Source organism: Nocardia cyriacigeorgica NBRC 100375 (assembly GCF_000308555.1).
GTDB lineage: Bacteria > Actinomycetota > Actinomycetes > Mycobacteriales > Mycobacteriaceae > Nocardia > Nocardia cyriacigeorgica.
On sequence record NZ_BAFY01000227.1, the window covers coordinates 1 to 25,250 of the forward strand.

Annotated in this window: 30 protein-coding genes and 1 pseudogene; 16 read left to right on the forward strand and 15 right to left on the reverse strand. The window is 67.4% G+C overall.

Going from position 1 to position 25,250, the window contains the following annotated elements; genetic code table 11:
* The 5 genes from RJ05_RS23330 to RJ05_RS23350 all read left to right on the forward strand — a co-directional run.
* Positions 1-247: DUF2505 domain-containing protein (locus RJ05_RS23330; protein WP_036540633.1), on the forward strand; the 247-nt coding region annotated here is incomplete at its 5' end.
* Between the two features lie 102 nt (positions 248-349).
* Entirely contained in the window at positions 350-865 is a 516-nt protein-coding gene (locus RJ05_RS23335; protein WP_014353199.1) for a DUF2505 domain-containing protein, read from the forward strand.
* Positions 835-1,659 carry a class I SAM-dependent methyltransferase gene (locus tag RJ05_RS23340; protein WP_174343966.1) on the forward strand — a complete coding sequence of 275 codons (825 nt, stop codon included), beginning with the start codon at positions 835-837 and terminating at the stop codon, positions 1,657-1,659. The genes RJ05_RS23335 and RJ05_RS23340 overlap by 31 nt, the downstream gene beginning before the upstream one ends.
* A gap of 289 nt (positions 1,660-1,948) precedes the next feature.
* The gene (locus RJ05_RS23345; protein ID WP_036540634.1) at positions 1,949-2,827 is read left to right on the forward strand and encodes a helix-turn-helix domain-containing protein; all 879 of its coding nucleotides are present in this window, start codon (positions 1,949-1,951) and stop codon (positions 2,825-2,827) included.
* Positions 2,824-3,027, forward strand: a complete 204-nt coding sequence (locus RJ05_RS23350; protein WP_036540636.1) for a DUF397 domain-containing protein — start codon at positions 2,824-2,826, stop codon at positions 3,025-3,027. The genes RJ05_RS23345 and RJ05_RS23350 overlap by 4 nt, the downstream gene beginning before the upstream one ends.
* 140 nt (positions 3,028-3,167) lie before the next feature.
* Here RJ05_RS23350 and purU read toward each other — a convergent pair whose 3' ends face one another.
* Positions 3,168-4,058: a formyltetrahydrofolate deformylase gene (gene purU / locus RJ05_RS23355; RefSeq protein ID WP_014353203.1), complete on the reverse strand. Its 891-nt coding sequence runs from the start codon at positions 4,056-4,058 to the stop codon at positions 3,168-3,170.
* A gap of 72 nt (positions 4,059-4,130) precedes the next feature.
* A complete protein-coding gene (locus tag RJ05_RS23360) occupies positions 4,131-4,652 on the reverse strand; it encodes a GNAT family N-acetyltransferase (RefSeq protein WP_014353204.1) in 522 nt (173 codons plus the stop codon).
* A gap of 110 nt (positions 4,653-4,762) precedes the next feature.
* Here RJ05_RS23360 and deoC point away from each other — a divergent pair, with 110 nt between their 5' ends.
* On the forward strand, positions 4,763-5,431 hold the full coding sequence (deoC, locus tag RJ05_RS23365; RefSeq protein WP_014353205.1) for a deoxyribose-phosphate aldolase: 669 nt from the start codon (positions 4,763-4,765) through the stop codon (positions 5,429-5,431).
* A gap of 38 nt (positions 5,432-5,469) precedes the next feature.
* On the opposite strand, the gene RJ05_RS23370 is transcribed toward deoC, so the two are convergent.
* Complete coding sequence (locus tag RJ05_RS23370) at positions 5,470-6,195, reverse strand: LmeA family phospholipid-binding protein (RefSeq protein WP_014353206.1); 726 nt, start codon at positions 6,193-6,195, stop codon at positions 5,470-5,472.
* Positions 6,196-6,313: 118 nt separating this feature from the next.
* Between RJ05_RS23370 and RJ05_RS23375 the strand changes: the two genes are divergently transcribed.
* The gene (locus tag RJ05_RS23375; RefSeq protein ID WP_249040537.1) at positions 6,314-6,955 is read left to right on the forward strand and encodes a type IV toxin-antitoxin system AbiEi family antitoxin; all 642 of its coding nucleotides are present in this window, start codon (positions 6,314-6,316) and stop codon (positions 6,953-6,955) included.
* A 114-nt stretch (positions 6,956-7,069) separates the two neighbouring features.
* Here the strand turns inward: RJ05_RS23375 and RJ05_RS23380 are convergent, their stop codons facing one another.
* The 5 genes from RJ05_RS23380 to RJ05_RS23400 all read right to left on the reverse strand — a co-directional run bounded on the left by RJ05_RS23380 (position 7,070) and on the right by RJ05_RS23400 (position 11,267).
* On the reverse strand, positions 7,070-8,110 hold the full coding sequence (locus tag RJ05_RS23380; protein WP_036540637.1) for an alpha/beta fold hydrolase: 1,041 nt from the start codon (positions 8,108-8,110) through the stop codon (positions 7,070-7,072).
* 171 nt (positions 8,111-8,281) lie between these two features.
* Positions 8,282-8,578: a DUF2516 family protein gene (locus RJ05_RS23385; RefSeq protein ID WP_014353209.1), complete on the reverse strand. Its 297-nt coding sequence runs from the start codon at positions 8,576-8,578 to the stop codon at positions 8,282-8,284.
* Between the two features lie 132 nt (positions 8,579-8,710).
* The gene (locus tag RJ05_RS23390; protein ID WP_014353210.1) at positions 8,711-9,388 is read right to left on the reverse strand and encodes a hypothetical protein; all 678 of its coding nucleotides are present in this window, start codon (positions 9,386-9,388) and stop codon (positions 8,711-8,713) included.
* Entirely contained in the window at positions 9,385-9,885 is a 501-nt protein-coding gene (locus tag RJ05_RS23395; RefSeq protein WP_014353211.1) for a helix-turn-helix domain-containing protein, read from the reverse strand. The genes RJ05_RS23390 and RJ05_RS23395 overlap by 4 nt, the downstream gene beginning before the upstream one ends.
* Positions 9,886-9,989: 104 nt before the next feature.
* A complete protein-coding gene (locus RJ05_RS23400) occupies positions 9,990-11,267 on the reverse strand; it encodes a DUF445 domain-containing protein (protein WP_051016839.1) in 1,278 nt (425 codons plus the stop codon).
* A 323-nt stretch (positions 11,268-11,590) separates the two neighbouring features.
* On the opposite strand from RJ05_RS23400, the gene RJ05_RS23405 reads away from it, so the two are divergent.
* The 4 genes from RJ05_RS23405 (at position 11,591) to RJ05_RS23420 (ending at position 15,816) form a co-directional block, all read left to right on the forward strand.
* Positions 11,591-12,289, forward strand: coding sequence for a TetR/AcrR family transcriptional regulator (locus RJ05_RS23405; RefSeq protein ID WP_014353213.1), 699 nt, complete (start codon positions 11,591-11,593; stop codon positions 12,287-12,289).
* 174 nt (positions 12,290-12,463) lie between these two features.
* Positions 12,464-13,879: an ABC1 kinase family protein gene (locus tag RJ05_RS23410; protein ID WP_036540654.1), complete on the forward strand. Its 1,416-nt coding sequence runs from the start codon at positions 12,464-12,466 to the stop codon at positions 13,877-13,879.
* An 8-nt stretch (positions 13,880-13,887) separates the two neighbouring features.
* Positions 13,888-15,138, forward strand: a complete 1,251-nt coding sequence (locus tag RJ05_RS23415) for a saccharopine dehydrogenase family protein (RefSeq protein WP_036540639.1) — start codon at positions 13,888-13,890, stop codon at positions 15,136-15,138.
* A gap of 45 nt (positions 15,139-15,183) precedes the next feature.
* The gene (locus tag RJ05_RS23420) at positions 15,184-15,816 is read left to right on the forward strand and encodes a class I SAM-dependent methyltransferase (protein WP_036540640.1); all 633 of its coding nucleotides are present in this window, start codon (positions 15,184-15,186) and stop codon (positions 15,814-15,816) included.
* Here the strand turns inward: RJ05_RS23420 and RJ05_RS31110 are convergent.
* Together RJ05_RS31110 and RJ05_RS29530 are read right to left on the reverse strand one after the other, a co-directional pair.
* Positions 15,765-16,016, reverse strand: coding sequence for a hypothetical protein (locus RJ05_RS31110; protein ID WP_014353217.1), 252 nt, complete (start codon positions 16,014-16,016; stop codon positions 15,765-15,767). The two genes, RJ05_RS23420 and RJ05_RS31110, sit on opposite strands and share 52 nt — an antisense overlap.
* A gap of 75 nt (positions 16,017-16,091) precedes the next feature.
* Positions 16,092-17,024: a GntR family transcriptional regulator gene (locus RJ05_RS29530; RefSeq protein ID WP_051016837.1), complete on the reverse strand. Its 933-nt coding sequence runs from the start codon at positions 17,022-17,024 to the stop codon at positions 16,092-16,094.
* A gap of 152 nt (positions 17,025-17,176) precedes the next feature.
* Here RJ05_RS29530 and RJ05_RS23430 point away from each other — a divergent pair, with 152 nt between their 5' ends.
* From RJ05_RS23430 to RJ05_RS23450, 5 genes are all read left to right on the forward strand, one after another.
* A complete protein-coding gene (locus RJ05_RS23430) occupies positions 17,177-17,566 on the forward strand; it encodes a hypothetical protein (RefSeq protein ID WP_014353218.1) in 390 nt (129 codons plus the stop codon).
* A 22-nt stretch (positions 17,567-17,588) separates the two neighbouring features.
* A complete protein-coding gene (locus tag RJ05_RS23435) occupies positions 17,589-18,179 on the forward strand; it encodes a hypothetical protein (protein ID WP_036540641.1) in 591 nt (196 codons plus the stop codon).
* Positions 18,176-18,904 (forward strand): ESX secretion-associated protein EspG, encoded by a 729-nt coding sequence (locus tag RJ05_RS23440; protein WP_014353220.1) that lies wholly within the window; start codon positions 18,176-18,178, stop codon positions 18,902-18,904. The genes RJ05_RS23435 and RJ05_RS23440 overlap by 4 nt, the downstream gene beginning before the upstream one ends.
* A gap of 30 nt (positions 18,905-18,934) precedes the next feature.
* Positions 18,935-19,780: a polyphosphate kinase 2 family protein gene (locus tag RJ05_RS23445; RefSeq protein WP_036540642.1), complete on the forward strand. Its 846-nt coding sequence runs from the start codon at positions 18,935-18,937 to the stop codon at positions 19,778-19,780.
* 181 nt (positions 19,781-19,961) lie between these two features.
* Positions 19,962-20,951, forward strand: coding sequence for an AurF N-oxygenase family protein (locus RJ05_RS23450; RefSeq protein ID WP_036540644.1), 990 nt, complete (start codon positions 19,962-19,964; stop codon positions 20,949-20,951).
* 50 nt (positions 20,952-21,001) lie between these two features.
* On the opposite strand, the gene RJ05_RS23455 is transcribed toward RJ05_RS23450, so the two are convergent.
* From RJ05_RS23455 to RJ05_RS31495, 5 genes and pseudogenes are all read right to left on the reverse strand, one after another.
* Entirely contained in the window at positions 21,002-21,406 is a 405-nt protein-coding gene (locus RJ05_RS23455; RefSeq protein WP_051016840.1) for a DUF8820 family protein, read from the reverse strand.
* A gap of 10 nt (positions 21,407-21,416) precedes the next feature.
* Positions 21,417-22,481: a DUF6745 domain-containing protein gene (locus RJ05_RS23460; RefSeq protein WP_051016838.1), complete on the reverse strand. Its 1,065-nt coding sequence runs from the start codon at positions 22,479-22,481 to the stop codon at positions 21,417-21,419.
* 199 nt (positions 22,482-22,680) lie between these two features.
* Entirely contained in the window at positions 22,681-23,493 is an 813-nt protein-coding gene (locus tag RJ05_RS23465; protein WP_036540657.1) for an alpha/beta fold hydrolase, read from the reverse strand.
* Positions 23,494-23,549: 56 nt separating this feature from the next.
* A complete protein-coding gene (locus RJ05_RS23470) occupies positions 23,550-24,695 on the reverse strand; it encodes an FAD-dependent oxidoreductase (RefSeq protein WP_036540647.1) in 1,146 nt (381 codons plus the stop codon).
* Positions 24,696-24,988: 293 nt separating this feature from the next.
* A pseudogene (locus tag RJ05_RS31495) lies at positions 24,989-25,250 on the reverse strand (carboxylesterase family protein); the annotation flags it as partial.

A 25,250-nucleotide genomic window follows, 5' to 3' on the forward strand; every position in this document is an offset into this window, starting at 1 on the left:
TCGCACCGAGAACTGGACCGGCACTGCCGCCACCTTCGAGGCGCGGGTGGAAGGCGCCCCCGCCGAGGTCCGCGGCACCATCACCCTCAGCGATATCGACGCCGGCTCCACCGCCGTCATCGAGGGCAGCATCGAGGTGAAGGTTCCGCTGTTCGGCGGCAAGATCGAGGCCGCCATCGCCGAACGCCTCACCGAACTGCTGGCCGAGGAGACCGAGTTCACCAACGCCTGGATCTCCGAGCGCTGACGTTGTGACGCCGACGGCGTCGCCGGGTACCGGTTTGTGCCGGGTCACTTCTTCCGCTGCCCGGCGATGCCGTGACAACCGGTCCCGGTAACGTAACCGCCCATGGCTCGCCGACTGGACTACTCCGCCCGCTACCCGCTGCACACCACCAAAGAGCTGTACGCGGCGCTGTCGAACCGGGATTACTGGGAAGCCCGGATGGAGGAGATGCGCAAGTACTCCCCCAACGAGGTGATCAGCCTCGAGTCCAACGACGACGGTATCGAGGTGGTCCTGCACCACATCCTGCCGCGCGACACCCTGCCCGATATCGCGCAGACGGTGATCCGCAAGGACATGGTGATCACCCGCAAGGAGAGCTACGGCCCGTTCGGCCCCGAGGTCGAGGGCAAGTACTCCGCGTCCATCCCGGCGGGTCCCGGCAGCCTCACCGGAACCATGCGCCTGTTCCCCACCGAAATCGGCTGCACCCTGCGCATCTCCTCCGAGGCGAAGGTGTTCATCCCGATGGTCGGTCCGCGCCTGGAGCAGCTGATGCTGGTCAACCTCGTCGACCTGTTCCGTGCCGAGGCCGAGGTGACCCAGCGGTGGCTGGAAGAACAAAACCCCACCAGCTGAATCCGATAGGCACGATCACTCGCGGCACCACCGGCGTCAACCGGTTGCGCCGCAGTGATCGCTGGCTGATCAACGACGACTTGGTGACCGCGCGCCTGCACGCGGCCACCGATCCCCTGGTGGTCGACCTCGGTTACGGCGCGAGCCCATGGACCACCTTCGAACTGGCCGCCCGGCTGCGCACCGTACGGCCCGACGTCCGGGTGGTCGGCCTCGAGATCGACCCCGAGCGCGTGGTTCCCGGCCGCGACGGCGTCAGCTTCGCCCGCGGCGGCTTCGAACTCGCCGGCCTGCGCCCCGTCCTCGTCCGCGCCTTCAACGTGCTGCGCCAGTACCCCGAATCCGCCGTCCCCGACGCCTGGTCCACCATCCTGTCCGGCCTGGCCCCCGGCGGCCTGCTCGTCGACGGCACCTGCGACGAACTCGGACGCCGCAGCGCCTGGGTCCTGCTCGACCACACCGGCCCGCTGTCGCTGACCCTCGCCTGGGACCCCTTCACCGTCGACCGCCCCTCCGACCTCGCCGAGCGTCTGCCGAAGGTCTTGATCCACCGCAACATCCCCGGCGAAGGTGTGCACGCACTACTCGCTGCCGCCGACCGCGCCTGGTCCCACGCCGCACCGCTGGCACCGTTCGGACCGCGAGTGCGCTGGCGCGGTGCCGCAAAACTGTTGCGCGAGCAGGGTTTCCCGGTGCGGGAGTATCGGCGGCGCATGCGCGACAACGTGCTGTCGGTGCCGTGGGATGTGGTGGCGCCACTGCCGGTTGCCGAACCGGCAACTGTTCGCGCGTGAATCTCTCCGGCCTGGTTCAGCGTTGAATATTTCATCTGGAATATTCCCGATAGAACTCCAATCCCGTTGTCCACGAACGCTTTACGACTGATGCATTAGTGCTATTGTGGTGCTCGGGGTTATCGAGCGGTATCTGCGTGCAACAGCGAATCATCTGTCGCGGAGATGGAATGGTGGGTGCGGGGCCGAACGGCCCGGACGACGCAAAAGCCCAGCATGCTTCCCGCGGCAATGCCATTGCTCTACCCGTTTGCGGGTCGACCGGCCCGCCCTCGATGGGGAGGACTCCATGCAGGACACCACCTTGCCGCGCCGCCGACTCGGCAGCTATCTCATGGACTGGCGCTCCCGCGCCGGACTCAGCCAGCCACAAGCAGCATCCCTACTCGGCATCGGCTCCACCACGCTGTGGCGGCTCGAACACGGACACAACGACAGAGTCAACATCGACCACATCCAAGCGGCCTGCGAGCTGTACGGAGTCCCCGACCACCTCGCCGCCGCCTACATCGGCCTCGCCAAACAGTCCAGCGAGAAGAGCTGGTGGCTCGAGTTCGGGGATCTCATCCCGGAGAGCTTCGACGTGTACATCGGGATGGAAGCAGCAGCACGAACTTTCACCTCATACCACGTGGAGTTGGTGCCGGGAATCTTGCAGACTGCGGACTACACGCGCGCGGTAGTGCGGGACGGGCATCCAGACAAATCTGCGACCGAACACGAACGCCGCGTTCAGATGCGGCAATACCGGCAGATGATCGTCACCCGGAAGCGGCATCCGATCGAGATCGATGTCGTGCTGCACGAATCGGTCATACGCCGCGTCATCGGCAGTCCCAAGATCTCGGCCGTGCAGTTGAAGTCCCTCGCCGACATGAGCACTCGACCCAACGTCGACCTCCGCATCCTCCCGTTTGCCGCAGGCGCTCCGACTACGGCTGTCAGCACCGGCCAATTCATCATCCTGGGCTTCGGAAACGACGCGACCGGCGCACCCATCGAGCCATCCGTGGTCTACATCCCCGGCTACATCGGCGACCTGTATCTGGAGAAACCCCGGGACGTTGCCCGGTACCATATGGCGCATAAGGCAATTCGGGACGCGGCCTTGGACGATGTAGCCAGCAGGGCCTTGCTCCGGCAGGTAGCGAAGGAGTTCCAAACATGAACGCTGATCTATCCGGCGCCCAGTGGTTCAAGAGCCGCCACAGCGACGCATCCAAAGAGTGCGTAGAGGTTGCCTTCATCAACGGAGACGCGGTCGGCGTCCGCGACTCCAAGAACCCCACCGGCGGCGCACTGATCTTCAGCCCGAGCGAGTGGGACGCGTTCACCACCGGACTGGCGGGTGGCAAGTTCAGCCGTTGATCCGTCGCAGGACGGCGTAGTCCCGCAGATCGAGGGCGTAGCCGACCGCCGCGACAACCACACCGAACGCGGTGCGAGCCCTGGACAATCGTTGCCCAGGGCTCGTACTGTTCCCGTTCGCGATCAACCGGGTGCGCTGGTCAGGAGAACACCACCGTCCGCCGCCCGTGCACCAGCACCCGACCCTCGAGATGCCAGCGCAGACCCCGCGCCAGCACCACCCGTTCGATATCGCGCCCCTGCCGCACCATGTCACGCACCTCGTCCGCGTGGTCGATGCGGATCACGTCCTGCTCGATGATCGGGCCCGCGTCCAATTCCGGCGTCACGTAGTGGCATGTCGCGCCGATGAGTTTGACGCCGCGGGCGAAGGCCTGGTGGTAGGGGCGGGCGCCGACGAACGAGGGCAGGAAGCTGTGATGGATGTTGATGGCCTTGCCCGCCCAGTGCTCGCACAGGTCCGCGGGCAGCACCTGCATGAAGCGGGCCAGCACGACAGCGTCCGGGTCGTGCGCGTCGACCAGCGCACGGACCTGTTCGAAGGCGGGGCCGCGCTCGGCCGGGTCCTTCGGGAACGGCACATGATGGAACTTCACCCCGTGTGCCTCGGTGATCTCGGCCAGGTCGAGATGGTTGCCGATCACCGCCTCGATGGTGGCCGGTAGCTCACCGGACGCGGCGCGGCCGAGCAGGTCGTGCAGGCAGTGGCCGTCCTTGCTGACCAGCAGCACCGCCCGCCGCCGCGCACCCGAGTCGAGCAGCTGCCAGTCGGTCTCGGAGCCGAGGCTCGCGGCCACGTCGGCGAAGCGGGTGCGCAGCTCGCCGAGATCGAACGGCACCGTCGAGGCCTTGATCGCCTGCCGGGTGAAGAACCAGCCGGTCTCCACATCGGAGTGGTAACCGGCCTCCACGATCGATCCCCCGAAGCCCGCGATGAACGAGGTGATCTCGGCGATGATGCCCGGACGGTCCGGGCAGCCGAGGGTCAGCACGTAACGACGATCGTCGGTGACGGAGGGAGCAGCACTCATGCGCCCATCCTCGCAGGTGAGAAAGGCCCACTCGCACCGAGTGCTCCCGCCGCCTCGCCCGGGGCCGCGAAGTCAGCTGTAGAACGGCTCCGCGTAGCGGAACTCGCCGACGATCTGGGTGTCGTAGGCCGTCAGTGCCCGCACCTGGAAGTGGCTCGCCCAGCTCGACTCGTCGGGCGCGATGCCGATACGCGCGCCGGGAACGAAACCGAAGCGCGGGTAGTAGTCGAGATGGCCGACGAGTCCGACGAGAGGTTCATCGAGGGCGTCGGCAGCTCCGAGGACGGCATGCATGAGCGCCGCGCCGACACCGTCGCCCTGATATCCCGCCTGCACCCCAATCGGGCCCAGCGCCAGTACCGGGAACGGGCCGACGGCGGCGCGGGTGAGGCACACGTGCCCGATGACGGCGTCGTGCTCCACCGCCACCATCGACAGCGTCGGGATCCAGCCGGGATCGCTACGTAGTCGCTCGACCAGATCGACTTCGGGAGGTTCGATGGCCTCCTGGCCGGTGTACTGCGGGCCGAAGGCACTGCGGTGGACTGCGGCGATGGCGTCGGAGTCGCCGGCGCGTTCGCGTCGGATCAGCACGGTTGTCCTCTCTTCCCGACCAACAGAAGTGTGCGTGAAGCGCCCTCGCCGCGCAATCGGGATTCCGCCGCGCCGGGCGGCATGCCGGCGATATGCCAGACTTTGTCCCCATGGCAGATTCCGCGTCGCTGACCCGGGCCGAAGTGGCCGACATGATCGACCACACCCTGCTCGCGCCGGAGGCGACTCCCGAGCAGGTGGACGAGCTGGTGCGGGAGGCCCGCGAACTCGGCGTGTACGCGATCTGCGTGTCGCCGTCGATGCTGCCGGTGCGCGCGCCGGGACTCGTGGTGGCCACGGTCGCCGGATTCCCGTCCGGCAAACATCATTCGCTGGTCAAGGGCGCGGAGGCGCGGCTGGCCGTCGATCAGGGCGCGAACGAGGTGGACATGGTCATCGACGTGGGCGCCGCCGTCGCGGGCGATTACAGCGCGGTGCTGGCCGACATCGTCACCGTCCGCGAGGCGGTCGGCGACCGGGCGGTGCTGAAGGTGATCATCGAATCGGCCGCGCTGTCCGACGAGGCGATCGTGCAGGTGTGCCGGATGGCCGAACAGGCAGGCGCCGATTTCGTGAAGACCTCCACCGGATTTCATCCCGCGGGCGGCGCCGACGTGCGCGCGGTGCAGCTGATGGCCGAGACCGTCGGCGGCAGGCTCGGCATCAAGGCCAGCGGTGGGATCCGCACCGCCGAGGCCGCCGCCGCCCTCATCGCCGCCGGCGCTACCCGGCTCGGATTGTCCAAATCCCGTGCAGTACTGGAGGGTTTCGCGGCCTGAAGACAGGCCGGTGCGCCGGCGGCGGGGACGCCCGGCGCTCAGCAGGAGGAGCTGCCTTCGGTGCTCGCGGGCAGTTCGGCGTGCCCGCCGGCCAGCTGCACCCGGATGCCGTCATCGGTGACCTGCAGGTTCGTCGGACGCATCTCGAATGGGTACATCTGCAAGCTCTCCGACAGCAGGTCGGCGATGCCCTGCACCAGATCGGTCGGCAGTCCGATGCCGAGCACGTGCGCCGACTCGACGTCGACCTGCACGGCGCCGTTGACCACCCGCGGCTGCACCTGCACCTGCGCGAACCCGCCGAGCACATCCATGGTCAGCTTGCCCTCGGCCGCCGAGGAGCTGACGTTGCTGACCAGCCCGCCGAGGGTCTTGGCGATGCCGTCGTTGCTCCAGGTGACGTCGGCGGAGGAGCGGCCGATCTCCGCGCCGCCGCGGCCGTTGTCGGTGACCTGGATATCGCGGAAGGTCGCCTCTACGTGCATGCCGACCGCCGGGCCGAACTTCACGTCGTCGCTGTTGACGTTCACCTCGGGCAGTTTGCCGTCGACCCAGGTCACCAGCATCGGCTTGGCGCCGAAACCGACGTCGATCTTCGAGCCCATCTCCTTCTCGAACTGGCTGCTCACACAGCTCGAGACCGTGTGCCGCGCGTAGGCCTCGCCGCCGACCAGCACGGTCGCCAGCAGCACGGCCACCGCGACGAGGGCGATCACCAGCGTGCGGCGACTGACCGTCAGGGTGGAGCGGATCTTCGTGGGCATGGATCAGATTCTTCCCGACGTTTCTGTGTCGGCTCTGAGGGTGCGGTGAGGAGTGTCTCGTAGCCGAGCCGCACCGATTGTGACATGAGCCACAGGATTGCCACGTAGTCTGGTTCTCATGGCCGGTGAAGCGGCGCGGTTCAGCCCGGGTTTCCTTCCCGATCCTCTCGCGCCCTCGAGCAGTGATTCCGGACGGGGCTGGCGCGTGCTGTGCCGTCTGGCCGGCCGCCACGCGGGCTTCTTCACCACCCGCCAGGTGTTGCGCACCGGTTGCGCCGACCGCGTCCGCGCCTGCCTCGGCAACGGCTCGGTGACCAGGGCGGGCGTCGGCATGCTGCGCATGGCGAACTGGCCGGAAGGCCCGCTCGACGAATGCGCCATGTGGGCCGCCTGGTTCGACGGTGCGGTAGCCGTCTCCCACCAGAGCGCCGCCGACCTGCACGGCATCGGCCGCCTGCACCCCACCTACCTACACCTGTCCGCAGCCGCCGGACGGCCGCCCGTTACTCAACGGGTGGTGGTTCAACGCCGGCGGGTACCGAGCACCGACCTCGAATCCGCGGGGCCATTCCTCGTCACTACACCCGTCCGCACCGTGCTCGACCTCGCCGAGTCCGACATCGCGCAATCCGCCCTGGACGAAGTAGTGGCGGATGCCCTCGCAATCCATCGCTGCGATGCGGCAGAGATCCGGACGGCGGGAGAGAGTTTGGGCACTTGGGCATCAGTGCGCGTCCGCAGAGCCCTGACCGCGAGCTGAGACGGCCGACCGGCCTGAGTCCATGGGTGCGGGTTCACCCGTGATCCGCCACAAGTTGGGGCGTATGGCGAGGTACCGGTTACACCGCCCGATCGAGGTGATGCCGCCGCCGACTTAACCCACGGCTTCGACCGGCTGATACACCGAGTCGAGCACACGCCCCAGTTCCTCGTTGAACCGTTCGTACGCTTCCACATTCCCGAGGTGCCCGGTCGGCAGCACTTCGTAACGAACCAAACTGCCTACCTCCGCGAGGATTTCGGCGAGCTGTTCGGAGTGGACCGGTGGGGTCATGTCGTCGAATTCGCCGGCCAGCAGGGTGGTCGGGACGACGAGGTTGCGGGCGGATTCGCCGAGGTGCATGTCGGCGAGCAGGAAGCCGAACTTGGCGCGGACCGAGGCGGGGCAGGAGCGGACGACGGCCATGCTGAAGTCGACCAGTTCGCGCGGGGCGTCGAGGGTCATGATCTGGCGGGCGAAGACCCAGCGGACGGGGGCGATCGGCGGGAAGACGACGGGGGTGCCGAGGCCGAGGCGGCCGAACCAGAAGGGCAGCGGGATGATGCGGCCGCCCAGCCACGGGAGCGGCTTGTTGAACGGGGGCACCACGGTGGTTTCGGCGACCAGGGAGTGCGGGCCGGTGTTGCTGAGCAGGACGGCCTCGGCTTGGGCGGTGACCCGGTCGGGGTGCTTGCCGGCCCAGGCCTGCAAGGTCATGCCGCCGAGGCTGTGGCCGACGAGGACGGCGCGCTGGCCGGGACGCAGGGCGGCGTCGAGGACGGCGCACAGGTCGTCGGCGAGCAGGTCGCAGTCGAGCGGGCTGGAGCCGAGTTCGCTCTCGCCGTGGCCGCGCTGGTCGTAGGCGATGACGCGGTATTCGCCGGCGAAGGCGTTGATCTGCGGATACCAGTATTCGATGGCGCAGGTCCAGCCGTGCACCAGCACGATGACGTCACCGTCGGCGGGTCCGTAGGCGTGCACGCGCAGCCGGGCGCCGTCCGCGGCCGTGACGGGGATGACCTCGTGCGGGACGGTCGGCGGGTTCAGCGCGGCGTTCTGGTAGGTGCGTGACCGCAGGTTCGCACGGTGCACGTCCAGCAGGCCCCGAAGCTGGGTCGGGAGGCTCGCCAACGCATTCGGCAACTTTGCACGCATCGGACACTCCTTTGTGTTACTGACAGATACAGTAACCGCTGGAGTGGGTGCTAGCTAGTGCTAGCACCGAGAAAATTCGGGGTAACCGCGCGTCACCAGCGCAGACGACACCGAAATTTTTCCGAACGGGCGGCGGCCGCCGCAACGGTACGGCCTACAACGCCGGCGCGATTACCAGCGCGGGCCGCGCTGAATCTCATCCACCTTCGGCCGCACATCGGCCAGATAGATACCCGTCGCGATGATCGCGATGAAGGCGAACAACCCCAGCCCGGCGAACGAGAGCAGCAGAAGCAGCACCGCAACGCCGAGGATCGCCAGCCAGATCGGCTTGGTCAGCTTGTCAACCGCGGTGAACGCGTCCGGGCGCTGGCGTAGGGCATGGATCAGCGCGAATATCGTCGCGCCGAAAGCCAGCAGCCACAGCACGAGCACGATCAGGCCGGTCACACCCTGCGCAAATTCCACTCCACCATGATAGGAGCAACCGCCGCCGCCCACCGGTTCCCGCGGTGACGAGGCACAAAAGCGACGACCCCGCGCACCGGTGGGTACGCGGGGTCGTCGTTCAGAATCACCGCAACGGATGCGGCAGGCGAATCAAGCCTTCTTCGCGGCGGTCTTGCGCGCCGGAGCCTTCTTCGCGGGAGCGGCGGCCTTGGCGGGCGCCTTGGCCGGAGCCTTCTTGGCGGCCGGCGCCTTCTTGGCGGGAGCGGGCGCGGTCTCGGTGGTGACCTCGACGACCTCGGCATCGACGACAGCGTCGGCAGCGGCCTCGGCCTGCTCCTCGACCACCTTGGCCGAACGGCCGATCAGGTCGTTGACCCGGCCCAGCACGTCCTCGGCCCGCTCGGTGGCGTCCTTGTACAGCGACTCGACCCGGCCGACCTGCTCCTCGACCAGGTGGTTGGCACGCAGCCGCTCGACGGTCTCCTCACCGCGCACGGCGAGGTCGGAGTACAGGTCGAGGACCTGGCGGTAGTACTGCTCGGCCAGCTTGCGCAGCTCCTCCGGGGTGAACTTCTCACGCAGCTCGGCGAGGTCCTCCGGCAGCTCCGAGGGCAGGCCGGACAGGCGCTCGCGCAGCGAGTCGAACTGGCCCTGGACGTCGGCGGGCAGGTTGGCGATGCGCTCGCGGGCCTCGTCGACCCGGCCGGTGACGTCGGCGGACTGGGCGCGCTCGCGCACCTGGGTCACAGCGTCGAGGACAGCGGTGTAGACGGCGTCACCGGCGCCCACGGTCGCGTAGAGCGGCTTGGTGGTGGCGTTGTCGGTCATGTTTCGTTCTCCTGGCGTGGCGGAGTGTCGGTCGTAATATGCGGAACGGCGCTGTCCCAGTCATCCCCCCCTGATTCGTTCCCTCCGTTTTCCCGGCGAAACGATTCGTAAATATCCAGCAAGACCTGCTTTTGCCGTTCACTGATCGATGTGTCGGCGAGCAGGGCATCCCGGACCGGGCTGTGCGGCCGCTGTTCGAGATAGCCGGCCCGTACGTACAGCACCTCCGAGGACACCCGCAGTGCCTTCGCGATCTGCGCGAGTACCTCGGCGGACGGGTTGCGCAATCCGCGCTCGATCTGACTGAGATACGGGTTGCTCACCCCCGCCAGCTGGGCGAGCTGACGCAGCGAGACCTGGGCGGCCTCACGTTGCGCCCTGATGAAACCTCCGATGTCGTGCGCCGCGTTGGAGACGCGACCCCCCCGTTCGCCGAGACCGGAACCGTCGTCCGGCTGCTCGGTGTGCTGGGCGGAAACCTCGGGCTGGTCTGCCATCACTCACCTTCTGGCGGTAGTACGTAACCAATGCTAGGACAGGGTGCTAGCTATTGCAAGCACTTGTGTTAGCACCCTTCGGGCAAATATCCGGCGGCGCTGTCTCAGCCGCCGAACATCAGGTGCGACACCGTGTAGATGGCAAGTCCGGCAAGCGAACCCACCACCGTGCCGTTGATCCGGATGAATTGCAGGTCACGCCCGACCTGCAATTCGATCTTCTTACTCGCTTCTTCCGCGTCCCACCTGGCAACGGTATCGCTGACGATGGTCGCGATCTCGTCGGCGTAGTTGGCCGCCAGATACCGTGCGCCGCGTTCGATCCAGCCGTCGACCTTGGCGCGGGTCTGTTCGTCATCGCGCAGTTGCTCACCGAGCGCCTGCACGTTTTCGGCAACCTTGCGGCGCAGCGTGCTGTTGGGGTCGTCGGCCGATTCCAGGATCAGCCGCTTGGCCGCGCGCCAGGTGGCCTCGGCCATGCCGGTGATCTCCTCGCGGCCCATGATCTGTGACTTGATCCGCTCGGCCTTGGCGATCATCGCCTCGTCGTGCTGGAGATCGTCGGCGAACTGCTCGAGGAACCGGTTGGCCGCCAGCCGTACCTCGTGATCGGGGGTCGAGCGCACCTTCCAGGTGAATTCGACCAGCTCACGATAGATCTTCTCGGACAACATGATGTTGACGAACTTCGGCGCCCACTGCGGTGCGTCGCGCAGCACCACGCGGTCGATCGTCTCCTGACTGCCCAGCGCCCACTGGTGCGCGCGTTCGGCCAGCAGATCCAGCAGCGGCAGCTGACGGTTGTCGGCGAGCAGTTCGGCGAGCACCCGCCCGATCGGCGGACCCCACTGCGGTTCGGCGATCCGCTTGACGATGGTGTTGTCGATGACCTGCTCGACGTCCTCGTCGCGCAGTACACCGACCACCGCGCGCAGGATGGTCGAACTCTCCTGCGCCACCCGTCCGGCATTGGCCGGCTCGGCCATCCAGCGCCCGACCCGCCAGGACACCTGCGCCGAATTGACCTTCGCGGTCACCACCTCGGGTGAGAGGAAATTGGTGCCCACGAAGCTGCCGAGGCTGGCGCCGAGCTGGTCCTTTTTGCGTTTGATGATCGCGGTGTGCGGGATGGGCAGGCCGAGCGGATGCCGGAACAGCGCCGTCACCGCGAACCAGTCGGCCAGCGCGCCGACCATGCCGGCCTCGGAGGCGGCCCGCACATAGCCGACCCAATCGCCACCGCCGCCGCGCGACTCGAGCCAGCGGCAGCCCAGATAGATCGCGGTCGCCAGCGCGAGCAGGCCGGTGGCCAGCGACTTCATCTTCCACAGATCACGCCGTTTGCTCGCGTCATCGGTGAAGGAGGTGAAACTGCTCGGCATCGTCGGCTGCACGTCGGCGGCGCCGGAGCTGCGGTCGGCGAGGACCGCGGTATCGCCGGGAGCGTTCTGCATGCCCTCCATTCTGCTGGCCTTCGCGCCGCGGCCGCGGTGCCATACGCCACCGGAGGGTCGCCGAGGGCGGCGATCGAGTGTGACTCCGCTCGCATCTACCCCGCGAATGCGGTGATCGACACCCCAAACGGACCTGCTGAGGGGTAATGGGACCTAAGCTGGGTGACACGGATCCGTTTCGAACGAGGGAGCCCACCCTGTCCACCGAAGACCTTGTCGACGTCGGTGAGCGCACCGCGCGACCGGCGGCGGTGCGCACCGGCAATACCGATGGCCGCAAACGCCGATGGCGACAGCACAAGATCGACCGCCGTGAAGAGCTGGTCGACGGCACTCTTGCCGCCGTGCGCGCCCGTGGCAGCAGCGCGGGCATGGACGAGATCGCCGCCGAGATCGGCGTCTCCAAGACGGTGCTCTACCGCTACTTCGCGGACAAGAACGATCTGGTCCACGCCACCATGCAGCGGTTCATCGAGATCACCCTGATGCCGCGCGTCTACGGCGCGATCAGCCTCGACGCCGACGAGTACCAGCTGGTGCGCACCGCGCTCGGTGAGTACGTCGGCGCCGTCGACGAGGACCCCGAGGTCTACCGGTTCATCATGGGCAACGGCTCGGCCGATCAGTCCTCGCTGGCCGAGTTCGAGAAGCTGTTCGCCGAGGTGGTGGCCGCCGCCATCATCAGCCGGGCCGGCGATCTCGGCATCGAGACCGAGGGCGCGCTGCTGTGGTCGTATGTGCTGGTCGGCGGCATTCAGCTGGCCACCCACTGGTGGACCACCGATAAGACCATGTCGCGTGAGGAAGTCATCGATTACCTGTCGATGATGGCCTGGAGCGCCATCGAGGGCATGGCGCGCGCGGGCGGTTCGCGCGCCAAGTTCAATGCCATGCCGCACGTGTTGCCCAAGCCGGTCGACGTCGCCGAAACCCCCGGCCCCGCCGTCTGAGCACTCCCAGCCAACTGTCTGAGCACTCCCGGACCCCACCGTCTGAGCCGGTCGGGCATGTGGATGTGACGCGGGACTCGACATCGCGCCGCGGTTGGTTAGTCTGAACGCCAGCGGGGCGCTACAGAGGGGTTGCGTGCCCGTTCGCGCGTCGGCACCAACGGAGGTACCTCGATGGCGAAGCAAGTGCCGACATCCCGGCTCGCTCGCGGGACGAAGCTCGGCGCGGTCGCGGCCGGATCCATGCTGCGCACCCAGCGCGCGCGACTGTCCATGCGTGGCCGCTCCGAAGCGGTGCGCGCGAAAATGGCCGAAGAATCGATGATCCGCACCACCGAGCAGGTGGTCATGGTGCTGGGCACCATGAAGGGCGTGGCCATGAAACTCGGCCAGATGATGTCGGTGCTGGATCTGGATCTGGTTCCGCCCGACCATCGCGAACGTTTCCAGAAACGCCTCGCGGTATTGCGCAACGCGGCGCCGACGGTGCCGTTCGAGGCCATGCGCGCGGTGATCGAGGAGGATTTCGGCCGCCCGCTCGACGAGGTGTTCGCCGAGTTCGAATCCGAACCGGTGGCGGCGGCCTCGATCGGCCAGGTGTATCGCGGACGGCTGCACGACGGGCGCCGGGTCGCGGTGAAGGTGCAGTATCCGGGCATCGATATCGCGGTGCGCGCGGATCTGAAGAACCTGGCGATGTTTCGCCGGGTGCTGCAATCGGCGATGCCGTGGGTGACGCCTGCGGTACTGGACGAGCTGCGCCTCAATATGGAGGCCGAACTCGACTATCACGCCGAAGCCGAAACCCAGCGGCAGATCTCCGACCTCTACGCCGGGCATCCGTTCATCGTGGTCCCGCAGTCGGTACCGGAGCTGAGCACGCGGCGGGTGCTGGTCAGTGAGTACCTGGTGGGCAGCGGCTTCGACGAGATGAAGGAATTGCCGCAGGCCGAGCGGGATCGGATCGGCGAGATCATCTACCGCTTCTATGTGGGTTCGCTGTTCGTGTTCAACGAATTCTGCGGTGATCCGCATCCGGGCAATGTCATGCTCACCACCGATGGGCGGGTCGGATTTCTCGATTTCGGATTGTTCAATCGAATGGATCCCGAACATGTGCGGTTCGAGGCGGCCTGTTTGCGGGCGGCGGCGGAGGATCGCGCCGAGGATCTGCGCGAGTTGATGATTCAGCGCGGGGTGATCGATTCGCCCGACGAGATCGGCCCCGAGGAATGCCTCGAGTACGTGCTCGCCGCCTCCGAGTGGTGTCTGATCGATGAGGAACTGACCATCACGCCGGAGCTGGCCAGCGGCGCGTTCCTGCTCGCCGTCGACCCACGGGCCAGCGAGTTCACCGGCATGAAGCAGCAGAATCTGCCGCCGGAACATCTGTTCTCCCGCCGCGCGGACTTCCTCACCTTCGGCATGCTCGGCCAGCTCGAGGCCACCGCCAACTGGCATCGCATCTCCCGGGAATGGCTCTACGACGAACCGCCGGTGACCGAACTCGGCAAGCAGCATCATCGCTGGCTGGCCGAACGTCCCGGCGGCAGTAAGAAATCCGGCAAGGCTCGACACGACAAGGCATGAGGGAACATATGGCGGACAGCCGCGAATTCGATCTGGTCCTCTTCGGCGCGACGGGTTTCGTCGGCAAACTCACCGCGCAGTATCTGCTCGGCGCCGCGCCCGAAGGCGCCAAGATCGCATTGGCCGGGCGGTCGCTGGACAAGCTGACCCGGGTCCGCGATGACCTCGGCCCGGCGGCCGCGAGCTGGGATCTGGTGGTCGCGGACGCGGCGGATCAGCCCGCGCTCGACGCCCTCGCCGCCCGCACCACCGTCGTGGTAACCACCGTGGGCCCATACCTGCGCTACGGTCTGCCGCTGGTCGCCGCCTGCGCCAAGGCCGGCACCCACTACGCCGACCTCACCGGCGAGCCGCTGTTCATCCGCGAGGCGATCGACCGCCACCATGAGGAGGCCGCCCGCACCGGCGCGAAGATCGTCAATTCCTGCGGGTACGACTCGGTTCCGTCGGATCTGAGCGTGTACCAGCTGTACCGGCGGTCGGTGCAGGACAACACCGGCGAACTCACCGACACCACCTTGATCGCCTCGCTCAAGGGCGGCGTGAGCGGCGGCACCATCGATTCCGGGCGCGCCATGATGGAGGCGGTGGCGGCCGATCCGTCGAAGCAGCGGGTGCTGTCGCATCCGTATTCGCTGAGCCCGGACAAGTCGATGGATCCGGATGTGGGCCGGCAGTCCGATCAGGCATTGCAGCGTGCGAGCACCATCGACCCGAGCCTGGACGGCTGGGTGGGCACCTTCGTGATGGCCATGCACAACACCAAGATCGTGCGCCGCTCCAACGGGCTGCTGGGCTGGGTGTACGGCAAGAACTTCCGCTACCGCGAGGTGATGAGCGCGGGCAAGTCGCCGGTGGCGCCGCTGGTGGCCGCCGGGATGTCCGGCGGGATCGTGGCCACCATGGCGGCGGGTGCGTTGCTGTCGCGGGTGAGCGTGGGCCGCAAGCTGCTGGATCGGGTGCTGCCCAAGCCGGGCACCGGGCCCAGCGAGCAGGCCCGCACCAGCGGTTGGTTCACCATGAAGACCTACGCGCACACCACGTCCGGTGCGAAGTACGTCGCGACCTTCGCCGGGAAGGGCGATCCGGGTTATCAGGCGACGGCCGTGCTGCTCGGTGAGAGTGGCCTGTGCCTGGCCTTCGACGGCGCGAAGCTGCCGGAACTGGCGGGCGTGCTCACCCCGGCGGCCGCGATGGGCGACGCGCTCACCGAACGTCTGCGCGCGGCCGGAATGACCATCGAGGTCGAGCGGGGCTGAGCGCGGCACGGCAATGAATCTCTCGCGGACAACGGAGTCGGCACGATGAATCTCGCTCGGCGCACCATGAACAACCCGGTGCTGGCCGCGGTGTACGAGCGGGCGTGGCGGCCTGCGCTGTTCTATCTGGCCAGCGGCCGCACGACCGAGGCGGACCGGCGTTTCGCTGCCGAGTCGTTGCGGTTGCATGGTGCGCACCGGGTGCTCGATATCGCCTGTGGGCCCGGTAATTTCACGCGCTATCTGAGTGAGCGGCTGCCCGATGACGGCTATGCGGTGGGCGTGGATTATTCGCCGCCGATGCTGGCTCGGGCGGTCGCCGACAACTCCGGTCCGCGAGTGGGGTATCTGCGCGGTGACGCCCGGTTCCTGCCGTTCGCCGACGGATCCTTCGACGCGGTGTGCTGTTTCGGTGCGCTGTATCTGATTCCGGATCCGCTGGCGGCGGCGCGGGAGATGATCCGCGTGCTGGCGCCGGGCGGCCGGATCGCGATCACCACCAGCCACCGCGAGGATTCGGCCTTCGGCCACGCCACCCGGATCGTCGGCGGCTGGTCCGGGTTGCGGGTGTTCGATACCGATACCTTCCCGGCCCTGTTCGCCGAGCACGGGTTGGTCGAGATCGATCAGGAGATCCATCGGCTGCTGCAATACGTCTCGGCGACCCGTCCGGGCTGAGGTCCCGCGTCGCGGGCGAGGTCGGCCATCCGGCGTAGGACGCAGGGACTGAGAGCTAGCTCGAATTCACTTCCGCCGCTGTCGAATACGAAGCCGACGTAGTCGTCATCGGCCAGCGGGGCGCGGCGCACCGAGCATTCGTCGCCGATGACGACCCAGGAGCCGATGGTCAAACCGCGTGATGGCGAATGATCGAACACAGCGCCTCCCCCAGTGGACTATGCCAGTTCTCGTACGAGTGGACTATGCCACTCGGTTGCCGGGCTGTCAACGAGTTACGCGACCCAGCGGCCGGGCGGGTAGACCGTCTCGGCGAACGACAGCACCCCGCCCGCGGGTTCATAGCGCACGGTCTGCCGGACCAGTACCGGAGCACCGGGCTCGAGGCCGAGGTGAACGCGCTCGTCCTCGGCAACGCTTCGCGCGCAGACGCGTTCATGCACGCGGGCGACGGTCGTGCCGAGCACGGAATGTAGATAGCGATTCGCACCGCCGGGAATAGGCGACGATTCCAGTAGACGTGTTGCCGTAGAGGCGAATTCGTGTGGATACCACGTCGTGCGGAGTCGCACATCACCTTCGGAATCGATCACCACCCGGCGGACGATTCCGTCCCCCGCCCCGCCGAAGATCTCAGCAACAGTCTCTGGCAGTTCGGTGACTTTCGCCGCGATGACGACTGTGCGGACGCGGCGATCACCTGCCTCCGCGCCAGCGGTTTCATCGAGCGGAGTAGAGCTAAGGGTAATCGAACCCCTGACCTCCGTACCGCCCGAGCTCGCCCACCCGAACCAGCGATCACCGCCCATCGATTCACCCCGGCCGCTCGCGCGCACCCACCCGGACGAGCGATCGCCGTGCATCGTTTGATCCCGCTCGCTCTCGCTCACCCACCCGGACGAGCGATCACCGTGCATAAAGTCACCCAGGCTGCCCCCGCGCACCCACCCCGGCGCATTGCCGTCACGCACCGCCGGAGCGCGCCGCGCAACGAACGTCCCCGCCCCACGCCGCGATTCCACGATCCCGCTCTGCCGCAACGTATTCAGCGCCTTCGCCGCCGTCGGCCGCGCCACCGACCACCGCACCGCCAGCTCGCGTTCGGACTCCACTTCGTCGCCCACCCCGAGTTCGCCCCGCTCGATCCGCCCCCGGATGTCCTCGGCGATGCGCAGGTATTTCGGCAGCGGTGCATCGGTCTCGGACACAGCTGGCGAGTGTAACCGTCGTTATCGTGCGCGACATCACAGCCGGGGTCCCGATACCGGGACCGCAAGGCAGCCCACCGCGTATTTCCGACCGGTAGAGTCCGATTCGACGCGGCGGGGATGTGATGGACCGAGCGGAAGGGGGAGCCCAGATGGCGGTACCGGAAACGGGGCAGAGCCGGGCTCGGCAGCTGTACGTCGCGGCGGTGGACGGCGGTGCCGCGCCGTTCGAACTCGACGAGGATGTGGCCACCAATCTGGCCGCGGCCTGCGACACCCTGGTCGACGATCTGGATCGGGCCAGAGCCGAATCGCACCTGATCACCGAGGTTTCCGGGTTCCCCGATCTCCCCACCGGCCACGGGCTGGCGCGCGGTTTCGGTAACAAGGGGCGCGAATATCTCGACACTCTGACCGCGCTCCAAGAGACCGCGCTGCTGTACAAGGCGGCCTATCTGGCGGCGGGCAAACGGTTCGCCGACGCCGAGGCCGCCAACAAGGCCGCGATCGACCTCGTCGCCGCACATCTGGCGCCGCGGTGATCCATCGAGTGAGGAGCGCACCATGGCAGACGAGGCCGCACCCTCCGGTGACGTCGATCCACCGTACGCACCGGAGCGCGAGCATTTCATCGGCTACACCCATCAGGAGATCTGGGACCGCGTGCACGAGGTGATGGATCCGGCGGCGCTGGACCGGACGGCGGCGGTCTGGCGGGCCAATGCCGGCGCGCTGGCCGAGGCGTTCCGGGTATTCGGCGACGCCACCAATCGCGAATTCGCGCGCTGGTCCGGCCGGACCGCCGACGCCGCCGCGCAGGCCACCCGCGAATTCATCCGGGCCGGCACCGACTCGCACGAGGTATGCGCCGCCGTCGCCGGACTACTCGAGCTCGACCGCGATGCGGCGCAGACGATTCGGGCTGCGATCCCCCCGCCGCAGCCGTATCGTCCGCTCGACGATCCCGCCGCCGAGGCCGTGCACGGTGGGCAACGCAGAATGGATCACGACATCGCGGCGGCGGCCGTCATCGCCGACGTCCAAGACCTCATGACACACGTCTACTCCCCCGCCATCCCCGCTTCGGGAGATCGGGTGCCCCGCTTCGCGGCACCCCGCACCGACTCCACCGGCGGCGGGAGCCTGCCACTGTGAAATGGGTACTCACCCCGGACGAATTCAGCTACGTCTGGCAGAACGAAACCGATCTGGATCGCCGCCCCTATCCGGTCAATATGGCGCCCGCCGCCACCGTGCGCACCGAAACCGATCATCTGAGCCTGCGATTACCGCAGCGGTTCGCCAGACAGGCCGATCCTGATCTGGCTGCCGCGCTCATGTTGTGCGCCCGCGCCGACGCCACCACCATCACCGTCTCCGGCGAACGCACCGCCGCCGCGGGCGATTGTCCCGAACGCATCCTGGCCTTCGCCGCCGTGGTGCATCAGCACGCCGCGATCCTGGTAGCCGCCACCAGCACGGTCACGGTGCAGATGAGTCATGCCCGCGCCCTCGGTGAGCTGCTGGTGGAGGTGATCGGCCCGGCGCGACCGGGCCGGGCCGGGACGATGCGCGAACCGCAGGACGCCGTGCTCGGTGCCACCGACCACGCGGGAAATGGTCAGACCTTCTCCGCCAACGGTGAGCGCGGCGCGGCCCGATTCCGGCGCGCGCTGCGTAAGCCGGTCGACGGGCGCGGGTTCATCACCGTCACGGTGGAGCCGGACAATCCCATGTCGCCGCCGACCCGTCATCGCACCTGGCTCGATGTCAGCGGCGACGGCCGCTATCTGCTCACCACCGCCGACGAGCTCACCCTCACCCCCGTCACCGACGCCGATTTCGCCTGCCAGCTGCTCAAACTCGCCCAGATCCGCTGATCCGGCCCGCGGTTGTGGTAGGCCTGACGAATGGTGAAGCACTGGTCGGTTCCGGTCCGGAAAGCCTTGCAGGCCGACGGCGTGCGCATCGCCGAAGTCGACACCTCGGCGCGTCCGGGTTTCGACGGGGACAAGAAGCTCGGTGAGGCCTTGCTCCTGGAACGCGGGCGGGTGCTGTCGGAGCTCCAGGAAAAGCTGTACGCCAACGGCCGGTCCGGTGATTCACGCAGCGTGCTGCTGGTTTTGCAGGGCATGGATACCGCGGGCAAGGGCGGCATCGTTCGTCATGTGATCGGCTCGGTGGACCCGCAGGGCGTCGACCATGCCGCGTTCGGGGTGCCGACCGAAGAGGAGAAGCGCCACCACTACCTGTGGCGCATCCGCAAGGAGCTGCCACGGGGCGGCCAGATCGGTGTGTTCGACCGTTCGCACTACGAAGACGTGCTGGTGGTGCGGGTGCACAACCTCGTGCCCGCCACCGTCTGGGGCGAGCGCTACGACGAGATCAACGCCTTCGAGCGCGAACTCACCGATGAGGGCATCACGCTGGTGAAGGTGGCCATGTTCGTCTCGCTCGACGAGCAGAAGAAGCGCCTGCGCCAGCGCCTGGAGCGCCCCGACAAGTACTGGAAGTTCAACCCTTCCGATATCGACGAACGCGCCTTCTGGCCCGCGTACCAGGACGCCTACCAGGCCATCCTCGACCGGACCAGCACCGAGCACGCGCCATGGTTCGTGCTGCCGGCCGACCACAAGTGGTACTCGCGCCTGGCCGTCACCGAACTGCTCATCGCGGCGTTGCAGGACCTGGGCCTCGACTGGCCGCCGCCGCACTTCGACGTCGCGGAACAGCTGGCCCGACTCGAACAGGCCTGACAACCTCCGTCGAGAGCTACATGAGCGTGCGGGCTTCTCGGCGTTTGCCTCGCTCATGTAGCGCTGAGTGCGGGACGGTGGGTCCATACAACCTTGTATGGAAGTGGGGGGAGCGGATACGATTTAGTGGGACTCCGGGTCCCAGGTAATTTTCCCGGACGCTGGAACGAGGGAGACACCGATGACGCTGTCCGCTGTATCGACAGGCAAAACCCCTGAACAGACCTATCGCGAGGTGCTGCAGGGGCTGTCCGAGGGCTCGGTCAACAAGCACTTCGATCCCTATGTCGACATCGACTGGGACTCCCCCGACTACGGCGTCGACCGCACCGACCGGCGCTGGATTCTGCCCGAGGCCGACCCGCTGGGCCGCCATCCCTGGTACAAGTCGCTGCCCGTCGAGAAGCAGATCGCGATGGGTATGTGGCGTCAGGCCGGGATCGCGAAGGTCGGGCTCGACTTCGAGCAGCTGCTGATCCGCGGGCTCATGCAGTATGTGGTGTCGCTGCCCAACGGCGATCCGGAATTCCGCTTCATCACCCATGAGGCGGCCGAAGAGTGCAACCACACGCTCATGTTCCAGGAGATGATCAATCGCATCGGCGAGGACGTCATCGGCATGGGCTCCATCGACCGCAAGCTGACGATGGTCATCTGGCCGGCGGTGAAGTACTTCCCCGAGTTCTTCTTCACCATGGTGCTCGGCGGCGAAGAACCCATCGACCATCTGCAGAAGTCGATTCTGCGCGGCGGCGACCAGATGCACCCGATGGTGCAGCGGGTCATGCAGATTCACGTGGCCGAGGAAGCCCGCCACATCTCCTTCGCACACGAATACCTGCGCCGCAACGTCCCCAAGATGCACCCCGCCACCCGCTTCGTACTGTCGCTGCTGTTCCCCACCGCCATGCGCATCATGTGCGAAATGATCGCCACCCCGCCCAAGGAATTCATCGAAAAGTTCGAGATCCCGCAGTCGGTGGTCAAGGACATGTACTGGCGCAGCGAGGAATCCAGCAACGCCCTGCGCGACATCTTCGCCGACGTCCGCGCCCTCGCCGAACAGAGCGGATTGATGAACCCGGTGTCCAAGCTGGTGTGGAAGGTGCTCGGCATCGACGGCCGCCCCTCCCGCTACCGCAGCGAGCCGGCCCGCCGCGTCGCCGCCTGACGACCGACGTCCCGCCGCCGAGAAGGCAAGCCGGCGGCGGGATTCGACGGTCAGTCGGCAACGAGGCGGGTGCGGGTGTGGGAGTGTTCGCGCTGGCGCCGGATGACGTAGGTGCCGGGCACACTGCCGGTGGCACCGTGTTCGGGGTGCATGAGGTAGGCGACGGATTCGGCCGCGAAGATGCCGAGGGCGAGGCCTGCCGGGTCGGTCACATCGGGGGTCCATCGGCAGGTGCCTGGTTCGGCAACCAGCGCGTGTGGGTTGCCGCCGGCGGCGCCGCGCAGGACCTCGATGCCGTCGGGCGGAACGGGCCACCAGGTGGCGTCCCGGCTCGGGGTGACCGAGTCGAGCAGGTAGAGCGGGATGACGATCAGGTCGCCCTGGGCGTGCATGCCGCGGATCACCGGGATGCGCAGGGACGCGTCGAGTTGGTCGAGGACCAGGGATTCGGTCATGGCGATCACCTCAGGTGCGATGTACGAGCTGGGAGTATTGGGTGCCGGTCAGGCCGTACGTCCAGGCGGCGGCGTCGACCGGATCGGCGAGATACCGAGGAACGGTGAGGCCGTAGCGACGGCGTGTGCCGTCACGTTCGACGGAACCGTTCACCGCGACCAGGACCCGCTGGTCGCCCGGCAGGTCGTAGAGCATCAACTCGAAGCCGTGATTACCGGGGTCCGGCGCGCGGGCCAGCAGTTTCATTCCGGCTTCCTCGACGTAGGCCGGCCAGCCGAGACGTTCGATGGCGCAACGCCGCACCTCGACATTGGTTTCCCGGTCGATCGCTTCGGCGGTGGGGTCGGTGATCACCCAGCCGGGCACCTGGGTGCCATGCCAGAAGAACAGCTCCCAGCCATCGCCATAGCGGACGGCGGGCCCGTCGGCGCAGTGCAAGCGCACCCGGCCCCGGTCCCCCGCATCCTCCGCCGCAAGCATCTCGGGACGCTCGGAGACGACGCACAGATCGTCATCCGGCCACCATGGGCCGCAGGACGACGCTACCGTCGCCCACAGCTGCCATGCGCGGGCGTGGTCACCGGCCCGGTTGGGCGGGAAATCCGACCACACGACCGAGCCGGTAGCGCAGTGCACGTTCTGGCGCAGCGAACTCGGCCCGCCACCGGCTGCCATGATGACGCGCCCGACAGAGCCTGACCACGATGAACTCAGCGGATCGGCGATGTTCTGTTCGAAGGGTGTGAGCGCGCAGACCCAGTCGTCGTACTCGCGTCGCGACATCCCGATGGTCATCCGCATACCGCTGAGCACCCGCGAAAGATACTGCCCGACAGCATGTTCGGAAGTCCGCGCGTAACGCGGCGACCTGCCCTTCGCCCCCGGCTCACCGGTCGCATGAGCGATCAGCGGTGAGGAGGCCCATCGAAAACGTGGCGGACTCAACCCCGCGAGTTCGTAGATTTCGGAGATGGCCGCTTCGGCGACCGAACGATCGGCCGGTTCGGTGCACAGCATCCGACCGAGCCATTTCTTGCGGATGTTCGCAGCTTCCCGCTGCCCGAGAACACTCACCGGATGACGGTGGTGTCGTCCTTTCCAACGATCATGCGATCAACAGTGACAGATCAGCGAAAGTTCGGCAAGCGCACATCCAACGCCGGGATTGTGCGTCGCGGCGGCGATCGGCTGCCGGGCTCGGAGCTCGTACCGCAACGCCAGGCGCGTTCGACCGGCGCACTTCAGGGGCGCGCCGGTCGACCACGACCACCAGTCAGGCGGCGCGCACCGACCCGAGCAGGTCGAACAGTTCACCTGCCACATGCTCGGGCAACTCCAGGCCAGGGAAGTGGGTTTCCCCATTGAGCCGGGTGTAGCTGAACCACGGGTTTCTGGCGGCGAACTCGGCGTGCAGCGCGTCGTATTCCGGCGCCTTCGGATGGGAGAACACGTGCCGGATCGGGCGGTGGACGCTCATCTTCTCCATCCGCCCCATCGGGGAACCCCATGTCCGGTACGCCTTTTCGACCTCACGGCCGGACCGGGCCCACATGTCGTACCCGTGTCCGCCCGCCTCGAAGCGGACATGATTGAGCACCGTCGCGTTGGTGCTGCCGTCGAGCCACGAACGCAGCAGCTCATCACGCGCGGCCTTCCACGTGGCCGGGTTCTGCAAGGCCGCGACACCGGCGGCGAACTCCGGGGGCGGCGGGGTCATGATGAGGTCGAGCAGCAGAACGGCGGGCACCCGCTCGGCACCGAGCTGATCAGCCATATCCAGGCCCACCCAGCCGCCGTGGGCATGCGAGAGCGGCACGAATGTGTCGACCTCGAGCGCGTCGAGCAAGTCGATGGTGTCGGAAACCTGTTCGGCCACACCGAAATCGCCCACCAGGGTGCGGTCCGGTCCGTGGCCGCGCCAGCACACCCGGATGACGCGATGCTTCTCCCGCAGATACGGCAGCAGCGGGTTCCAGGCGCGATGGTCGTGCGCCCAGCCGTTGAGCAGCACGATCGCGGGCGTTTCCGGTGCGTATCCTTGGTCGTCGAAGGCGATCTCGACGCCGTTGATCTTCATCGTATTGATCATGTTTCTCTCCTTCTCCCGAGCCGCAGCACCGCGGACACGGACGATTCGGCGGTTCAGGCGGCCCGATCGGCGGTGGCGGGCCGCAAGCGCGTAGCGGCGAGTTGGGAATCGGTGAGACCGGGCAGGCGGCCCGCCACCATCAGCAACGGATCGCGCACGGCGTCGGGCAGACTGTTGAGCAAGCGCATGCGGTAGGACGTCCGCTGTGTGCGTTCGATGCCGGGCCGCTGCTCGCGCTCCCAGCGGGTCAGCGCCTCGGACACCGGTAGGCCGGCGCTGACGGTGGCGGCCAGCGACACCGCGTTGATCATGGCGGTGCCGCCACCCTGGCCAAGATAGGGTGGTTGCGCGTGCGCGGCGTCGCCGAGGAAGGCCACTCTGCCGCGCGACCACGCCGAAAGCCGAATGAATTCGAAGTTGTCCCAGCGGATCCGGACGTCGGGCGTGGCGCGCAGCAGCGATTCCAGATAGGGGAAGCTGCGCACCCACGAGTCGACGTCGAGATGGTCGCCGCGGGTGGCGGCGTCGTCGGAATCGGCGACCAAGGCGAGGTAGACATGTTCGGGGGTGCACGGGGTGTACAGCAGCCTGCGCCTGCCGTGGAAATGCTCGAGATGTTTCACGCTGTCCGCGGCCGGAAGGTAGCCGGCGGAGGCGGGCACCATGAGCCTGGCCGCGCCCTCACGCATCTGGATGCGCCGGGCGGTGAGACCGAGCCGGTCGCGCAGCCGCGAATGCACCCCATTGGCGACGACGACCAGATCGGCGTTGGTGACGCGGCCGTCCTTGAACTCCACCCGCCCGTCCGGTTCGGCGACCACGGCGGCGGAATCGGTGACGAGCTCGACCCCGGCACGGGTGGCCGCCTGCACCAGCGCATCGATCAGCCGGTCCCGCAGCAACGTGTAGCAACGCGGGCCGCCCTCGGCGTTGATATCGATGCGGTACAGGGTGCGTCCGGTGCGCGATCGAGCTTCGACGGCCGGGCCGATATGCGCGCCGCGGGTAGCGTCGGCGAAGGCGCCGATCTCTTCCAACGCGGATAACCCGTTGTCCCACACATAGATTCCTGCCCCGATCGCCCGGATCGCGGTCTGCCGTTCATGCAGCCGCACGGTCCAGCCATTGCGGGCGAGTGCGGTCGCGGCGGTGAGCCCGCCGATACCGCCGCCGATTACTTCGGCATGCCGGTCAGCCATGAATGCGGTCCTCTCTGGTGGAGCTGGGGCGACAGCGGGTGTCGCGGGTCGGGGTGAGTGGTCGGATGAGGACCACGCGATTGGATCTGACGGGCATGCGAGTCCGGGCCAGGCCGAGTGGACTGCTGCCCCGACTCGACATCTGCCGGCTCGGCAGCCGGGCACGGGACCGGCGCACGCACTGCACGGCACGATTCGAGTGATCCGTCAGCGGTGGCGTCGCCTCGGCCGGTCCTGCGCGCGCCGGCACGGCTTGTGGCAGGGCGTGTCCGCGAGCGAGGGAGCCATATCGGTCACGGAAACTGTTGGGCAGCCGCAGAACCGGGTGCGTACGGTGTCCACCCCGGGTCCCCCGCGTGCACGAATGCACCCCATTGCTTACGCATCGGCGCTCCCATCGCCCGCACCTCGGCGGGCCTGAGCGGGCTCAGCATGGCCGAGTCGTGCCAGGCGGCATCGTCACCGAAGAGCAAGGGCAGGTCAAGGCAGTGACAGGCGCCGAACGGGTTGTCCGGATGCAGGGCGTGCACCCGGTAGCGGTAGACGTCGGCGCCG

Coding starts and splice junctions, on each gene's coding strand:
- RJ05_RS23470 (WP_036540647.1), bottom strand. CDS start 24,695: ATGGCTGACCGGCATGCCGAAGTAATCGGCGGCGGTATCGGCGGGCTC.
- deoC (WP_014353205.1), top strand. CDS start 4,763: ATGGCAGATTCCGCGTCGCTGACCCGGGCCGAAGTGGCCGACATGATC.
- RJ05_RS23420 (WP_036540640.1), top strand. CDS start 15,184: ATGAATCTCGCTCGGCGCACCATGAACAACCCGGTGCTGGCCGCGGTG.
- RJ05_RS23350 (WP_036540636.1), top strand. CDS start 2,824: ATGAACGCTGATCTATCCGGCGCCCAGTGGTTCAAGAGCCGCCACAGC.
- RJ05_RS23380 (WP_036540637.1), bottom strand. CDS start 8,110: ATGCGTGCAAAGTTGCCGAATGCGTTGGCGAGCCTCCCGACCCAGCTT.
- RJ05_RS23430 (WP_014353218.1), top strand. CDS start 17,177: ATGGCGGTACCGGAAACGGGGCAGAGCCGGGCTCGGCAGCTGTACGTC.
- RJ05_RS23390 (WP_014353210.1), bottom strand. CDS start 9,388: ATGACCGACAACGCCACCACCAAGCCGCTCTACGCGACCGTGGGCGCC.
- purU (WP_014353203.1), bottom strand. CDS start 4,058: ATGAGTGCTGCTCCCTCCGTCACCGACGATCGTCGTTACGTGCTGACC.
- RJ05_RS23335 (WP_014353199.1), top strand. CDS start 350: ATGGCTCGCCGACTGGACTACTCCGCCCGCTACCCGCTGCACACCACC.
- RJ05_RS23345 (WP_036540634.1), top strand. CDS start 1,949: ATGCAGGACACCACCTTGCCGCGCCGCCGACTCGGCAGCTATCTCATG.
- RJ05_RS23410 (WP_036540654.1), top strand. CDS start 12,464: ATGGCGAAGCAAGTGCCGACATCCCGGCTCGCTCGCGGGACGAAGCTC.
- RJ05_RS23370 (WP_014353206.1), bottom strand. CDS start 6,195: ATGCCCACGAAGATCCGCTCCACCCTGACGGTCAGTCGCCGCACGCTG.
- RJ05_RS23435 (WP_036540641.1), top strand. CDS start 17,589: ATGGCAGACGAGGCCGCACCCTCCGGTGACGTCGATCCACCGTACGCA.
- RJ05_RS23375 (WP_249040537.1), top strand. CDS start 6,314: ATGGCCGGTGAAGCGGCGCGGTTCAGCCCGGGTTTCCTTCCCGATCCT.
- RJ05_RS23445 (WP_036540642.1), top strand. CDS start 18,935: ATGGTGAAGCACTGGTCGGTTCCGGTCCGGAAAGCCTTGCAGGCCGAC.
- RJ05_RS23450 (WP_036540644.1), top strand. CDS start 19,962: ATGACGCTGTCCGCTGTATCGACAGGCAAAACCCCTGAACAGACCTAT.
- RJ05_RS23455 (WP_051016840.1), bottom strand. CDS start 21,406: ATGACCGAATCCCTGGTCCTCGACCAACTCGACGCGTCCCTGCGCATC.
- RJ05_RS23415 (WP_036540639.1), top strand. CDS start 13,888: ATGGCGGACAGCCGCGAATTCGATCTGGTCCTCTTCGGCGCGACGGGT.
- RJ05_RS23400 (WP_051016839.1), bottom strand. CDS start 11,267: ATGCCGAGCAGTTTCACCTCCTTCACCGATGACGCGAGCAAACGGCGT.
- RJ05_RS23395 (WP_014353211.1), bottom strand. CDS start 9,885: ATGGCAGACCAGCCCGAGGTTTCCGCCCAGCACACCGAGCAGCCGGAC.